Annotated in this window: 12 protein-coding genes and 4 pseudogenes; all 16 read right to left on the minus strand. The window is 36.9% G+C overall.

The window, feature by feature from the left end; translation table 11 throughout:
* Positions 1-68: 68 nt before the first annotated feature.
* Positions 69-422: an ISAs1 family transposase gene (locus ACJHWK_RS12095; RefSeq protein ID WP_001332233.1), complete on the minus strand. Its 354-nt coding sequence runs from the start codon at positions 420-422 to the stop codon at positions 69-71.
* A gap of 186 nt (positions 423-608) precedes the next feature.
* Positions 609-1,186, minus strand: a pseudogene (locus tag ACJHWK_RS12100) (ISAs1 family transposase).
* Positions 1,187-1,363: 177 nt separating this feature from the next.
* A pseudogene (locus ACJHWK_RS12105) lies at positions 1,364-2,500 on the minus strand (ISAs1-like element ISEc1 family transposase).
* A 178-nt stretch (positions 2,501-2,678) separates the two neighbouring features.
* Complete coding sequence (locus ACJHWK_RS12110; RefSeq protein WP_000392207.1) at positions 2,679-3,755, minus strand: DUF1972 domain-containing protein; 1,077 nt, start codon at positions 3,753-3,755, stop codon at positions 2,679-2,681.
* A 30-nt stretch (positions 3,756-3,785) separates the two neighbouring features.
* Positions 3,786-4,673, minus strand: coding sequence for a glycosyltransferase family 2 protein (locus tag ACJHWK_RS12115; protein WP_000335047.1), 888 nt, complete (start codon positions 4,671-4,673; stop codon positions 3,786-3,788).
* On the minus strand, positions 4,666-5,628 hold the full coding sequence (gene wzy, locus ACJHWK_RS12120; RefSeq protein ID WP_001513850.1) for an O2/O50 family O-antigen polymerase: 963 nt from the start codon (positions 5,626-5,628) through the stop codon (positions 4,666-4,668). Before wzy ends, ACJHWK_RS12115 begins: the two co-directional genes overlap by 8 nt.
* A 68-nt stretch (positions 5,629-5,696) precedes the next feature.
* Positions 5,697-6,254 carry a dTDP-4-dehydrorhamnose 3,5-epimerase gene (gene rfbC / locus ACJHWK_RS12125; protein WP_001028393.1) on the minus strand — a complete coding sequence of 186 codons (558 nt, stop codon included), beginning with the start codon at positions 6,252-6,254 and terminating at the stop codon, positions 5,697-5,699.
* A gap of 20 nt (positions 6,255-6,274) precedes the next feature.
* Positions 6,275-7,324 carry a glycosyltransferase family 4 protein gene (locus tag ACJHWK_RS12130; protein WP_000691392.1) on the minus strand — a complete coding sequence of 350 codons (1,050 nt, stop codon included), beginning with the start codon at positions 7,322-7,324 and terminating at the stop codon, positions 6,275-6,277.
* A 16-nt stretch (positions 7,325-7,340) separates the two neighbouring features.
* Entirely contained in the window at positions 7,341-8,603 is a 1,263-nt protein-coding gene (gene wzx / locus ACJHWK_RS12135) for an O2/O50 family O-antigen flippase (protein ID WP_001513851.1), read from the minus strand.
* Positions 8,603-9,709 carry a DegT/DnrJ/EryC1/StrS family aminotransferase gene (locus ACJHWK_RS12140; RefSeq protein WP_001033086.1) on the minus strand — a complete coding sequence of 369 codons (1,107 nt, stop codon included), beginning with the start codon at positions 9,707-9,709 and terminating at the stop codon, positions 8,603-8,605. Before ACJHWK_RS12140 ends, wzx begins: the two co-directional genes overlap by 1 nt.
* A gap of 13 nt (positions 9,710-9,722) precedes the next feature.
* Positions 9,723-9,884 (minus strand): annotated as a pseudogene (locus ACJHWK_RS12145) (DapH/DapD/GlmU-related protein); the annotation flags it as partial.
* A 60-nt stretch (positions 9,885-9,944) separates the two neighbouring features.
* Positions 9,945-10,169, minus strand: a pseudogene (locus tag ACJHWK_RS12150) (N-acetyltransferase); the annotation flags it as partial.
* Complete coding sequence (locus tag ACJHWK_RS12155) at positions 10,156-10,566, minus strand: sugar 3,4-ketoisomerase (RefSeq protein ID WP_032139969.1); 411 nt, start codon at positions 10,564-10,566, stop codon at positions 10,156-10,158. The gene ACJHWK_RS12155 and the pseudogene ACJHWK_RS12150, both read right to left, overlap by 14 nt.
* A gap of 17 nt (positions 10,567-10,583) precedes the next feature.
* A complete protein-coding gene (gene rfbA / locus ACJHWK_RS12160) occupies positions 10,584-11,459 on the minus strand; it encodes a glucose-1-phosphate thymidylyltransferase RfbA (RefSeq protein ID WP_000857507.1) in 876 nt (291 codons plus the stop codon).
* Positions 11,460-11,517: 58 nt separating this feature from the next.
* Entirely contained in the window at positions 11,518-12,417 is a 900-nt protein-coding gene (gene rfbD, locus ACJHWK_RS12165; protein WP_001023648.1) for a dTDP-4-dehydrorhamnose reductase, read from the minus strand.
* Positions 12,417-13,502 carry a dTDP-glucose 4,6-dehydratase gene (gene rfbB, locus ACJHWK_RS12170; protein WP_000699453.1) on the minus strand — a complete coding sequence of 362 codons (1,086 nt, stop codon included), beginning with the start codon at positions 13,500-13,502 and terminating at the stop codon, positions 12,417-12,419. The genes rfbD and rfbB overlap by 1 nt, the downstream gene beginning before the upstream one ends.
* Positions 13,503-13,627 lie beyond the last annotated feature (125 nt).

A 13,627-nucleotide genomic window follows, 5' to 3' on the forward strand; every position in this document is an offset into this window, starting at 1 on the left:
GTTGAGTTAAACCATTTTATTTAAAATCTTTAATGCTATTAATTCAGCATTGCATCACCAGGGCAAGATTACGAAAGCCAGCTCCCCGCAAAAACTGATGCGAGGTAGTCTCTGTCCATATCTGCTCTTCTCATCTTACATCTTAACCCAGCCTTGAATACTTTATGTTTCGTCAAAATATTAATGCCGATATACCTGATCCCTGAAAATAATTCTGCTGCAATTCCTCTTCTTATTTTGCAGTGGTCTTCATTCATTACCACGCCCTGACGCCAGTGCAGCTTATTTTTCACGTGCCAGTGATTTCGAATCACTGTCGCAAACTTCTCTGCTGTTAAACCCGCAGAACTGATATAATATCTGACCGTCATTTCAGGCTCCTTCTTTTGTTCTGCTATTATTGACCGAAAGGAGACTGCCACGCATAATTTTATCAGTCCTTTCCATTAAAACGTGAAATCAATAAGTTTATCAGGAACATCGCAAACAATATGAAGACGGATGTCTTCTCTGCCGTGACTCTGTTCACTTATTTCGTAACTGCCATGCTTTGGATTATTTAATTCTTTCAGCGGGGATTATCCCTCAATGGCTTTATTAAGCCGCCCCTAATTTACTTTTACAGCGAATAAATAATCACCTCCCCCGTTTTTGTATCTTCTCTGCAATATCTTTCTGGCAACCCATCGCATCAGTTGTGATAATTTTTCCTTTAATATCCATATGTTAAGAAGTTCTGGGATAGCTGTGACCTCATTGAATTTCTCATCCGTCTTGATCTGTCCGATGACCAGACTGTGCATTGTTGAGAACGCACTAATGACATGAATCGCTCCCTTGCGGCGACTCTTGTCATAAGAATGCCGGAGTGTTTTTCCATCAATTGCGATGACGTCTTTATCATATGAAGAATAACAATCACGCATCCAGTTAATAAAGCACTCGTGAAATTTTGCAGGACTGATACAGGATACAACTCTGGCAATGGTATCGTGAGCAGGAATACCATGTTCAAAATCACCATATTGCTTCAAAAAAACGAGATGTGTTTCCCCAAAATCCTCTATATTTCCCAACCTTCTGCACCAAAAATAACGGCACAAATAGTCAACAGTAGAATATCCGACAATTTATGTTCCACTTTCCAGGCTTGTCTGTAATCAGGGATAATAGAAATATGTTCCATCACTTTTTTAAGTTATAATTTTCATCTCTTAAGTAACATAATGAAATTTTATATTATTAATTAAATAGTTTTATTTAATTAAGAGCATTTTAATTATTGAATATATAATGCGTATTATTTAACAAAATAATAAGCGTTACATTTTTTACTCTGATAGCTATATAAGGCAGGGCAAGATTACGAAAGCCCGCTCCCCGCAAGGACTGACGCGAGATAGTTTCTGTCCATGGCTGCTTTTCGCATCTTACGTCTTAACCCTGCCTTGAATACCTTATCATTCGTTAAAATATTAATAGCGATGTGCCGTATCCCTGAAAATAATTCTGCGGCGTTTCCTCTTCTTATTTTGCAGTCGTCTTCATTCATTACCACGTCCAGACGCCAGTGCAGCTTATTCTCCACGTGCCAGTGGTTTCGGATTGCTGTGGCGAACTTCTCTGCGGTTAAATCAGCAGAACTGATATAATATCTGACCGTCATTTCTGGCTCTTTCTTTTGTTCTGCTATTATGGACCGAAAGGAGACTGCAACGTATAATTTCTTCAGTCCTTTCCATTCAAATGTGAAATCAATAAGTTCATCAGGGACATCGCAAACAATATGAAGACGGATTTCTTCTCTGCCGTGACTCTTTTCACTAATGGCGTAACTGTCATGTTCTGGATTATTTAATTCTTTCAGTGGAAATTTTTCCTCAAAGGCTTTATTAAGCCGCCCCTGATTTCCTTTTACAGCGAATAAATAATCACCGCCCTGTTTTTATATCTTCTCTGCAATATCTTTCTGGCACCCCATCGCATCAGTTGTGATGATTTTTCCTTTAATATCCAGCATGTTAAGAAGTTCAGGGATAGCTGTAATTTCATTGGATTTCTCATCCGTCCTGATCTGTCCGATGACCAGACTGTGCATTGTTGAGAACGCACTAATGACATGAATCGCTCCCTTGCGGCGACTCTTGTCATAAGAATGCCGGAGTGTTTTTCCATCAATTGCGATGACGTCTTTATCATCTGAAGAATGGCAGTCACGCATCCAGTTAATAAAGCACTCGTGAAACTTTGCAGGACTGATACAGGATACAACTCTGGCAATAGTATCGTGAACAGGAATACCATTATCAAAATCACCATATTGCTTCAAAAAATCGAGATGTGTTTCCCCAAAATCCTCTATATCTTCCCAGCCTTCTGCACCCGAAATAACGGCACAAATAGTCAACAGTAGAATATCCGATAATTTATGTTCCACTTTCCAGGCTTGTCTGTAATCGGGGATAATAGAAATATGTTCCATCAATTTTTTAAGTTCCATTTTGTTCTCCTTAATTATGTAAGGAGTATTTGATCATGTATAAGCAATAAAAAACAGCTTTAGGTAATAAGGGATATCTCAATTTTTAAACATAAAATGCGAATTATTTAGTACAAAAAAGCAGCGTTACGTGATCTTTCCCTGCTATATAAGGTCAATTATATTATTGTTAATGCGTTTAATAAATAGATTCATACATAGCAGCTATATGCCTCCAGTTATACATATCTTCAGCATAATTTTTTAAATCTAATACTCGACATTTAAGATTTCCAAAAGACAAACTTTCTGCTAATAAGCTAAGTTGTTCAGAATCATTAAAGTAATGAGCTAAATTGTTAGTTGTGTAACGATTAAAGTCACAATCGAAAGCAAAAATAGGAATATTAAAATGCATCGCTTCAACTAAAGAAGGGTTTGTTCCACCAGCCGAGTGTCCATGAATGTATGCAAGACAATTTTTTCTTAGTTTATAAAGCTCTTCAATATTATAGTTAGGTTCTAGTAGGGTGATATTTGGATAGTTTGAATAATATTTTTTTAGCTGGCGTCCATACTCGCTGTTATCCCAATTACCCATAAATTTAATTTTTTTATCTGTATTAATGAAGGCATTCAGAATCATTTCTATATTATTCTCAGGCTCTATCCTACAAAGCCCCAAATAATAACCTTCTTTTTTTTGATCATTGTCTATCGGTGTACTAAGATTAGTGGCATGATCTCCGCCATAAGCTATAACTACACTTTTTTTCTTGTACTTATTTTCCACATAATCAGCTATTGCTTGATTATCTGAAATGATAATATCAGCTATTCTAATAGATATCGCCTCAGATATTTTAAGAAATTTCTTAGCAAACGTTCCCCATTTATTTCTACGCCATTCAAGCCCATCAATATTGACAATAATCTTTGATTTTGAAAATAGTTTATAAATTGGTAGAAATAAACAACCAGACACCCCCAATATTAAAACAACATCTGGCCTTTTGAATAAACAAATAATTAAACACATAATATCATAAATTATGCTAGAGACGCCATTGGCATTTATCGGCAAATAGATTAATTCTGCATTTTTATAATTTTTAAATTTTTTATCATATTTTTTTGAAGAGCAAAATATCTGATATTGTATACCATCAGATTGATAATCAATTAGATTCTGAACAAGTGATTCGAACCCACCATAACAAGCAGGAACACCCACTGTGCCAACTACAGCGACCGTCTTCATATTATTTTCTTCCATTTAAACACCTTGAGCCTAACTATTTTCGTATTAAAAATTATTGAACATACCATCACGTACAGCTTTAAAACAAACCTTCAGTGAATTTAATTTTTCTTTCGAATATAAAATTTCAAATACAACATTCTTTGTCGCATGAAAAAAAGCATGATAACGATACTTGAAGCTATAATTTGAATGCAGCATTAAGTATATTGCATTGCGTATTTTATAAAAATTTCTGAAAGAATTATGTATTGTAACAGATCGACCAGCAAAAATTTTCTGCCCATACCCAAGTTCATGAGAAATGATGACTGATGGTGTCTGAACAATAATCATATTATTAGCTAATGCACGCCAACACCATTCTGTATCAACCCAGTCTATAAAGAGTTTTTCACAAAATGGTCCGACGACGCGCCATGCTTCACGAGACATTAACATCCCAGAAGCAATAACATGCGAGGGATAAAGATCATCGTCTACTTCACTACATATAACTTTTGTACTCGTAAAAATATTTAGGCTGACTGACGGATGCATATAATTTGAACGATGGTCTTTAAAAAAAGGAGAAGCACAAGCAACATTTTTACCTTTTTTATTATTTTTCGTAAATGTACTCTTAAGTTTTTCAATAACATCGCTAGGAAAGCAAGTATCCTGATCTGAGAAAAATAAATAGTCAAACTCTTTTGCTTCCAGGCCCTTCTTAACACCATGGTTCTGAGCAAATGCAATGCCTTTGTTTTCCGAAAGTAAAATAATTTCAAGGTTATTAATACTGATATTTTTTATCAAATCACTATTATTTGAGCCATTATCTACAAGAATTATTCTCTCAACTTGTGGGGCTAAAGAGTTAATACATTCCGTCAATCGAATAATTTCCGGGTTGTAAGTAACAATTATAGCCAACACCTTAGCCTTACACATTAATCACTCCAAAGACCATATGGTAATAGTATGTTAGATACAATAAAATTAACACTTTGCAAAAAACAAAATAATAATTCTTTTTTTGCTTAATAAACACCCCAATGGTTAGCATAAGGAAAAAATACATTTCCAAAATACGGAAAGCCATAACAGGTAGAGAGAAAAGGCTAAAAGTCACGTATTGCATGACACCATAACAAAAGAAAAGCCTTAAATTTCTCCTTTCATTTCCAATGCTTGATATGTAACTAATAATAAACCAGGAAATAGCGGTAAGGGATAATGAATTTATTAAATTTACACCAGCTTCATTTCCTATTTTTTGTCCCACTCCAAAATTTCTTATAAAAGATATGATCTCTTTTCCTTCTCCTGAGATCGCAATCAAAACAAGAATACTGAAACAAAAATAACCAAGGCGTCTTATTTTTGTTGAATAGACAAAAGGATATAAAAGCAAAAAAGGCAAAGCAGACCAATGAGTTGCAATTGCACATAATACCGAGAAATAAAAATAAGTCGGTTTATTTATAAATAAATAGTATACGGAAAACATTAAAATGGAAATACATAGACCATTTCTGAATTGAGTATAATCTAAAACCCAAAGTGCAACGCTTGCATAATAAATAAAGAATAAGGTCAAGCCTGAAAAATTACGCGAATAGTTAGCGAGAAACCTTGCCTTTATAAAAAAAGAACATGTTAAAATTATAAAAATGATAGTTTCATAGCTGGTCGTTATTAACATCAATCCGCGATAAAATAATTCAAGAACCCCCTCCCCTTCTTTACCAGAAAAGATCTGTATATAATTATCATAGTCTCTACTTCGCCCCAAAAACTGGGTATTTGCGATAATAAAGCCTACAATAAGTGTAAATATAAAAAATAAGTAGATAAAACTTATTAAGCTTTTATCGTGTTTATATTTCGGACTATTTTCTGTCATTATACAAACATACTCAAAAAAATATAAGCAACCACCTATCCTTCAGACGGATAAGGTGGCACACTTTATTAGAACAGTTCACTGTCCAATAATTCTGAAAATAATTTTGCTTCTTGATCTTTTTGTGATAATGACAGAGCACTACTGCAGAAAGGCCAATCGATGTTTAAAATAGGATCATTGTAAATAATTGCTTGCTGATGACCAGGAGCATAGTAGTTAGTTGTCTTATAAATGAACTCAGCTTCATCACTGGTCACCAAGAAACCATGAGCAAATCCTTCGGGTATCCATAATTGTCGTTTATTTTCTGCGGAAAGGGTTATTCCAAACCATTTTTTGAACGTTGGTGAATTTTTTCTAAGATCAACAGCAACATCAAATACCTGACCTACAACACATCGAACTAATTTAGCCTGTGCATACGGTGCTAATTGATAATGCAACCCACGTAGTACGCCTTTACTAGATTTTGAATGATTATCCTGAACAAAATTTACGTGCCTTCCTATTGCCTTCTCAAATTCAATCTGATTATAACTCTCCATAAAAAAGCCGCGTTCATCACTAAACACTTTTGGTTCAAGAACGATCAGATCTGGAATATCAGTTTTAACAATATTCATATTTTCCCCATCAACGTATACTATTTATTTGCATCTAACAATAAACTATTGAAAGTTTCACCAACAATTTTCCAGTCATATTTATTCAACACAGAAATATTAGATTGGATTTCTTTGCTTTTTTCTTCTAGGTCAAGATTGAGACAAAGATTAATTGCTTCACCAAGTTTGCAAGCATCAAACTTGACTAATTTAAGTACACTGTTAGTTTCAGTAAGTGGCGCATAATTTGAAATAACAAGACAACCACAAGCCATTGATTCAGCACAAGGATAATGGAAAGCGCCATCTTCAATTAACCCAACAGCAATCATGATGTCATTGCTTCGATAAAAGGATGCCAATTCTAAATCAGAAGTAATCGGAAAAAAATTAACCTGAAACCCGGCAGCGATTAAACGCTGCTTATCAACTTCTTCAAGATAGATCGCAATATTGATTATAATTCCAGCTTTATTTTCCAGTGAACACAATACTGAAATAATTTCGCTAGTTCCTTTGTGCTTCTCTTTTCTACCAATAATCCCTATTGATGTGTGACCATTTAATAACCTATTTGATGGTTTCGGATAGAAAACGTTTAAATCTACTCCTGCAGGAACTACTCCTATAAAATCATCATGTTTATGAGGAAGCAAATTAGGACTATTTAGTATTTTTTTAAGCGGTAAATAATATGTTAAACCCGCTATTAATTTCCATATTATATTATCAAAAAAATTAACTTCATACGCCTGAATATAATAATATTTCTTACGACGGGTGATTGGTAATAATGCGACAAGATAGGCAGTCAAATGAAAACTAGCAACTACAGCATCAGGATTTAACTCTATGCATTTACGCCACAGATTATAGTAATTTTTAATGATTCTCAATATTTTTACACGGTTTTGACTAGATTTACTCGTGACAATTTTTGCTGTGGTAGCATAATATGGATTAGTTCTATTATCTGGAACAACAAAACTTACATCATGTCCATAATTCATCAATTCAGTTGCCAGCTTAGAAAGAACTCTTTCACCACCAGCCCTGCCAAATCCTAAGACAGGTATAATTATTTTCAAAATTCAACCTCTGTTTTTAATTATTTCTTCTAACATTAATAAAATTAGTAAACACAAATGCAAACACAAAATATAAACTATATGTAATGACATAACTTATGTTAGCACCATGTACTCCATAATTTACAACAAAAATATAGGTGGTAATGATAAAGAGCATAGAAAAAATCACTTCTGAACTGATGAATAGTTTAGTATGCCCCTGACTTTGAAGAGGGTATGCATAAAGAAACCCAGCAATTTTTATTACATCCCCTATAAGTTGTAATAAAAATAATTCACGAGCTGAGCGAAACTGTTCAGTAAATAAAACTGTTATTACCAAATCGCGGAATAAATAGATACTCAACGCCATGAATGAAGTAATAGATATTATGTATAATATAGTACTATTTACTTCTTTTTTTATAAGGAAACTTGTTTTTATAATTGTCAATCTTGGTAAGAAATATGTTGACAAAGCAATTGTCACAACACCAAGATAAACCTCAGATATCTTCCATACGGCCTGCCATTGCCCTGCATCCTCCCAACCAGTTTTAGCAATCAATATTTTTCTAATACACATCAATGCTGTAGGCATGGAGATAACAGAAACCAGAGCCATCAGAGTATAATGAATAATTTTTATAATTTTGTCTTTATCCGTTTTACCCCACCAATATTTAAATCTAAACCAAGATTTATTGAGACAAAATAAAACCAATACAAGACCAGCAATAGCACTATTTATAGCTGTGGCAATCAATGCACCTTTAAGATTATAAGCTACAATCAACAAAATCATAAACATAGTAGAAATGAATACAGAAAACATCCCAACCAATATATATTGCTTATAAAATTGTTGACCATTTAAAACTGAAGCGATCAATGTATTTATAATGGAGAATGGCAATATACAACATGCGAAAATGATTAACCATGTGTATTGTCCATCGCTAAAAAGTAACTCACTAATATTTTTCGACAATATAATAACAACGGGAATAATAAGCAAGAATAAAAACAGAGTAACCCTTAAGCATGCGCGCCACCATGGCGCGCATGCTTCTTGTCCTTCTTGCCAATTTTCCGCAGTATATCGAACAAGGCCAGTGCTTACAGGTGCAGAGGTAGTACCTGCAACTATTGTGATTAAACTTTGCACTTGGCCAAGCATTGCTACCCCTGATGGCCCTGTATAAATTGCTACTACCTTACCGATGATAAAACCCGCAATCATTTTAATGAATGTATAGATAGCGGATAATATAGTTACCTGAAGAAATTTTTTCATTACTTGTAATCATTGACCATTTTGATTACATAATTGACATCATCTTCACTCATTACCGGACTTATAGGTAAAGAAATGACTTCATCATGAATTTGCTCAGTAATTGGAAGGCTAAGGCTAGACATATTTTGATATGCTTGCTGCTTATGGGGTGGTAATGGATAGTGAATTAAGGTTTTGATACCCTTCTCTAATAAGTATGACTGGAATTTTTCACGATTAGCGATTCTTACTACAAATAAATGCCAAACGTGCGCACCTTGGCCTTCGTACACTGGTAACGTAATCGCAGGGTTTTTTATTTCACGAATATATTTTTCAGCAATCCTTTGCCGAATCGCAGTATCTTCCGGTAATGTATGGATTTTTACACGCAATAAGGCTGCTTGCAGTTCATCCAATCGACTATTCAATCCCTGATAAATATTTTCATATTTCTTATGTGACCCATAATTTCGCAAAGCTTTTATAGTTGAGGATAATTCTGCATTATTTGTAGTAACAGCTCCCGCATCCCCCAAAGCTCCAAGGTTTTTTCCTGGATAAAAACTAAATCCTGCAGCATCCCCCCAAGCTCCAGCTTTGCGACCATCACGTATTGCACCATGTGCTTGTGCACAATCTTCAAGAATCAACAGATTATATTTTCTGGCGATTGCACTAATTTCTGGCATATTGCACAATAGACCATATAAGTGAACCGGTAATATTGCTTTAGTTTTTTCCGTAATGTAATTTTCAATTAAAGCAGGATTAATATTATAAGTTTCTATATCTGGTTCAACAAGAACAGGAACAAGTTTGTTCTCTGTTATAGCAAGAATAGAAGCAATATATGTATTTGCCGGTACTAATACCTCGTCACCGTCTTCAAGATAGCCAAGTTCTTTCCATGCCCTCAATACTAGTATCAACGCATCAAGGCCATTTGCTACACCAATGCAATACTTAACTCCACAGTATTCTGCGAACTCTTTCTCGAACTGCTCAAGTTCTTCGCCCATGATATACCAACCAGAATCTAGCACCCTACTAAACGCAGAGACTAATTCTTTGTGCTGTCGCTGGTTAATTGCAAAAAGATCTAAAAAATCAATTTTATTCATTATCCTCTACCCATTTAATAAATCGAGCTGGATTACCTACTACTATTGCGCATGGCGGTACATTTTTGGTTACAACACTCCCCGCACCAACGATTGCTTTTTCACCAATTTCAATTCCTGGCAGGATGGTTGCGTTAGCACCTATTGATGCTCCTTTGCGTATTATTGTTTGCAAAAATTCATCAGGATAGACTTTAGAGCGAGGATACTTATCATTTGTAAATGCTACACAAGGACCAATAAAAACATTATCCTCTATTTTAACGCCATCCCAAATATACACACCGCTTTTGACTGTGACATTGTTACCAATTACAACGTTATTTTCAATTAAGGTATTTGCACAGATGTTGCAATTATTACCAATTACAGCACCTTTTAGTATCACAACAAACTGCCAGATAGTTGTTCCATCACCAATTGATGTTGTCTGGACGTCACTTAGCTTATGAATTCTCAATTGAATTTACTCTTCTAATAAAATCATCATAATTGCGGATATAATCAGACTCTTTATAGAAATCATCCGCAATTACAAGCAGCACACAATCATCACTAAAATCATACATTTCATGCCATATATAGGGTTCTATCAGCAACGCAATTGTTGGATCATTAAGTTCCACCTGCTTTGTTTCTTTACCATTATCCAGATGAAATTTACAAGCTCCCTTGACTACAATAGCTAACTGACGAGTAACCTTGTGCGCATGAAATCCGCGTCTTACTCCATTAAGAGTCTCAAGTATGTAATATATTCTTTTGACTTCGAAAGGTATATTTCGTTGCTCTTCAAGAGCAATTAATGCACCGCGCTCATCCCCATGTTTTTGCAAAGAGATTAATTTAATATCCATCATTGAGTTCCCATATACTATTCGCTGATCATTTTCAGCAAATATTGACCATATTGATTCTTGATAAGCGGTTCGGCTAATACTTTCACCTGCTCGGCATCAATAAACCCTTTACGGTAAGCAATCTCTTCCGGGCAAGATACCTTTAATCCCTGACGCTCTTCAATTGTTGCAATGAAGTTACTTGCTTCAATAAGGCTTTGATGCGTCCCTGTATCCAACCATGCATAGCCACGCCCCATCATGGCTACAGACAAACGTCCTTGTTCCATATAAATACGGTTAATATCGGTAATTTCCAGTTCGCCACGGGCAGAAGGCTTAAGGTTTTTAGCCATTTCCACAACGTCATTGTCATAGAAATAAAGCCCAGTAACCGCATAGTTGCTTTTTGGCTCCAGCGGTTTTTCTTCCAGGCTAATTGCCGTACCGTTATTATCAAACTCCACGACACCATAGCGTTCAGGATCATTAACGTGATAAGCAAATACCGTTGCACCGCTTTCTTTGTTAACAGCAGCTTCCATCAATTTCGGCAAGTCGTGTCCATAGAAGATATTATCGCCAAGTACGAGTGCACAATCATCACCACCAATAAAGTCTTCGCCAATAATAAACGCTTGCGCCAGGCCATCCGGACTCGGTTGTACTTTATACTGTAGATTAAGACCCCACTGGCTCCCGTCCCCCAATAATTGTTGGAAACGCGGTGTATCCTGTGGCGTACTAATAATAAGAATATCGCGAATACCCGCTAACATAAGCGTTGAAAGCGGATAATAAATCATCGGCTTATCATAAATCGGCAGCAATTGTTTACTCACTGCCATCGTCACAGGATAAAGACGAGTGCCGGAACCACCAGCCAGAATAATACCTTTACGCGTTTTCATTTCACCATTCCTTTTAATTCATCCCGCTCTGGCATCATGAGCGAGATGCAAAAATTTGTTAAATTGCCGTAGTCGTAAATAATTCGTTGAGCATACGTTTCACGCCCACCTGCCAGTCAGGCAAGACAAGCGCAAAGTTCTGCTGAAACTTTTCTGTATTGAGGCGAGAGTTATGGGGTCGACGGGCTGGTGTGGGATAGGCCGTTGTTGGCACGGCGTTAAGTTTGTTAAGTGCAAGATTAATCCCTGCTTTGCGCGCCTCTTCAAAAACCAGCGCAGCATAATCGTGCCAGGTTGTTGTGCCACTTGCTACCAGATGGTACAAGCCAGCGACTTCTGGTTTTTTTAATGCCACGCGAATGGCATGAGCGGTGCAATCAGCCAGCAATTCAGCACCTGTTGGTGCGCCAAACTGATCGTTTATCACAGCCAGTTCTTCGCGTTCTTTTGCCAAACGCAACATCGTTTTAGCAAAGTTATTTCCTTTACCAGCGTATACCCAGCTGGTACGGAAAATAAGATGCTTTGCGCAATGTTCTTGTAATGCCTTTTCCCCAGCTAATTTTGTTTCACCGTAAACATTTAGCGGTGCTGTTGCATCCGTTTCCAGCCATGGCGCGTCACCACTGCCTGGGAAAACATAATCAGTAGAGTAGTGTATAACCCAGGCCCCGACTTCATTAGCAGCTTTTGCAATCGCTTCGACGCTTGTCGCGTTAAGTAATTGTGCGAAATCCGGTTCTGATTCTGCTTTATCTACTGCAGTGTGAGCAGCAGCATTAACAATAACGTCAGGACGAATTTTTTTGACGGTTTCTGCCACACCTTCGGGGTTGCTGAAATCTCCACAATAATTAGTGGAGTGAACATCAAGAGCGATCAGATTACCCAGCGGCGCCAGAGCACGCTGCAGTTCCCAACCCACCTGCCCTGTTTTGCCGAAAAGCAGGATATTCATTACTGACGGCCCTCATAGTTTTGTTCGATCCATGACTGATAAGCACCGCTTTTCACATTCTCAACCCAATTTGTATTAGCCAGATACCATTCCACCGTTTTGCGAATCCCGCTCTCAAACGTTTCCTGTGGTTTCCAGCCCAATTCGCGGCTAATTTTATCGGCATCAATTGCATAACGGCGATCATGCCCTGGGCGATCAGCAACATAAGTAATTTGCTCACGATAAGATTTCTCTTTCGGTACAATCTCATCCAACAAATCACAAATAGTCAGCACAACATCGATGTTTTTCTTTTCGTTGTGTCCGCCAATGTTATAAGTTTCACCCGCTTTACCTTCGGTTACGACGGTATATAACGCACGAGCATGATCCTCTACATACAACCAGTCGCGAATTTGATCCCCTTTGCCATAAATAGGTAATGCCTTACCTTCCAGTGCATTAAGAATAACCAATGGAATAAGCTTTTCCGGGAAGTGATACGGACCATAGTTGTTCGAGCAATTAGTCACAATGGTCGGTAAACCATACGTACGTTTCCATGCGCGAACCAAATGATCGCTGGAAGCTTTAGAAGCAGAATACGGGCTACTTGGCGCGTAGGCTGTCGTTTCCGTAAATAGCGGTAACGCTTCGTTATTATTTACTTCATCCGGATGGGGTAAGTCACCATATACTTCATCAGTAGAAATATGATGAAAGCGGAAGTTTTTTTTCTTTTCATCATCCAGACCAGACCAATAATTGCGCGCAGCTTCTAAAAGTACGTAAGTACCTACAATATTAGTTTCAATGAATGCCGCCGGGCCAGTTATTGAGCGGTCAACGTGGCTCTCAGCCGCAAGGTGCATCACCGCATCTGGCTGGTGTTGTGAAAAAATACGCGCCATCGCTTCGGCATCGCAGATATCTGCATGCTCAAATGAATAACGCTCAGAATCAGAAACTTCAGCGAGCGATTCTAGGTTTCCGGCGTATGTTAATTTATCGACATTAACAACACTATCTTGCGTATTATTTATTATGTGACGAACAACAGCAGAACCAATAAAGCCTGCGCCACCAGTAACAAGTATCTTCACTTTTTTATTCCATATAGCCAGAGAGCATACTGTGAAATAGACTGCTCGAGATTTGATTAATAGAAGTATTAATGCACGCTACCGCCCCTGGCTTAACAGCTACCAGAGCACTGCGTACATTTCTA

Origin of the sequence: Escherichia sp. WS547 (genome assembly GCF_046486065.1) — a bacterium.
GTDB lineage: Bacteria > Pseudomonadota > Gammaproteobacteria > Enterobacterales > Enterobacteriaceae > Escherichia > Escherichia coli.

Bases quoted from the DNA above. Each gene is read 5' to 3' on its own strand.
- wzx (WP_001513851.1), bottom strand. From the start codon at position 8,603: ATGAAAAAATTTCTTCAGGTAACTATATTATCCGCTATCTATACATTC.
- wzy (WP_001513850.1), bottom strand. From the start codon at position 5,628: ATGACAGAAAATAGTCCGAAATATAAACACGATAAAAGCTTAATAAGT.
- rfbD (WP_001023648.1), bottom strand. From the start codon at position 12,417: ATGAATATCCTGCTTTTCGGCAAAACAGGGCAGGTGGGTTGGGAACTG.
- rfbC (WP_001028393.1), bottom strand. From the start codon at position 6,254: ATGAATATTGTTAAAACTGATATTCCAGATCTGATCGTTCTTGAACCA.
- ACJHWK_RS12115 (WP_000335047.1), bottom strand. From the start codon at position 4,673: ATGTGTAAGGCTAAGGTGTTGGCTATAATTGTTACTTACAACCCGGAA.
- ACJHWK_RS12155 (WP_032139969.1), bottom strand. From the start codon at position 10,566: ATGGATATTAAATTAATCTCTTTGCAAAAACATGGGGATGAGCGCGGT.
- rfbA (WP_000857507.1), bottom strand. From the start codon at position 11,459: ATGAAAACGCGTAAAGGTATTATTCTGGCTGGTGGTTCCGGCACTCGT.
- ACJHWK_RS12140 (WP_001033086.1), bottom strand. From the start codon at position 9,709: ATGAATAAAATTGATTTTTTAGATCTTTTTGCAATTAACCAGCGACAG.
- ACJHWK_RS12110 (WP_000392207.1), bottom strand. From the start codon at position 3,755: ATGGAAGAAAATAATATGAAGACGGTCGCTGTAGTTGGCACAGTGGGT.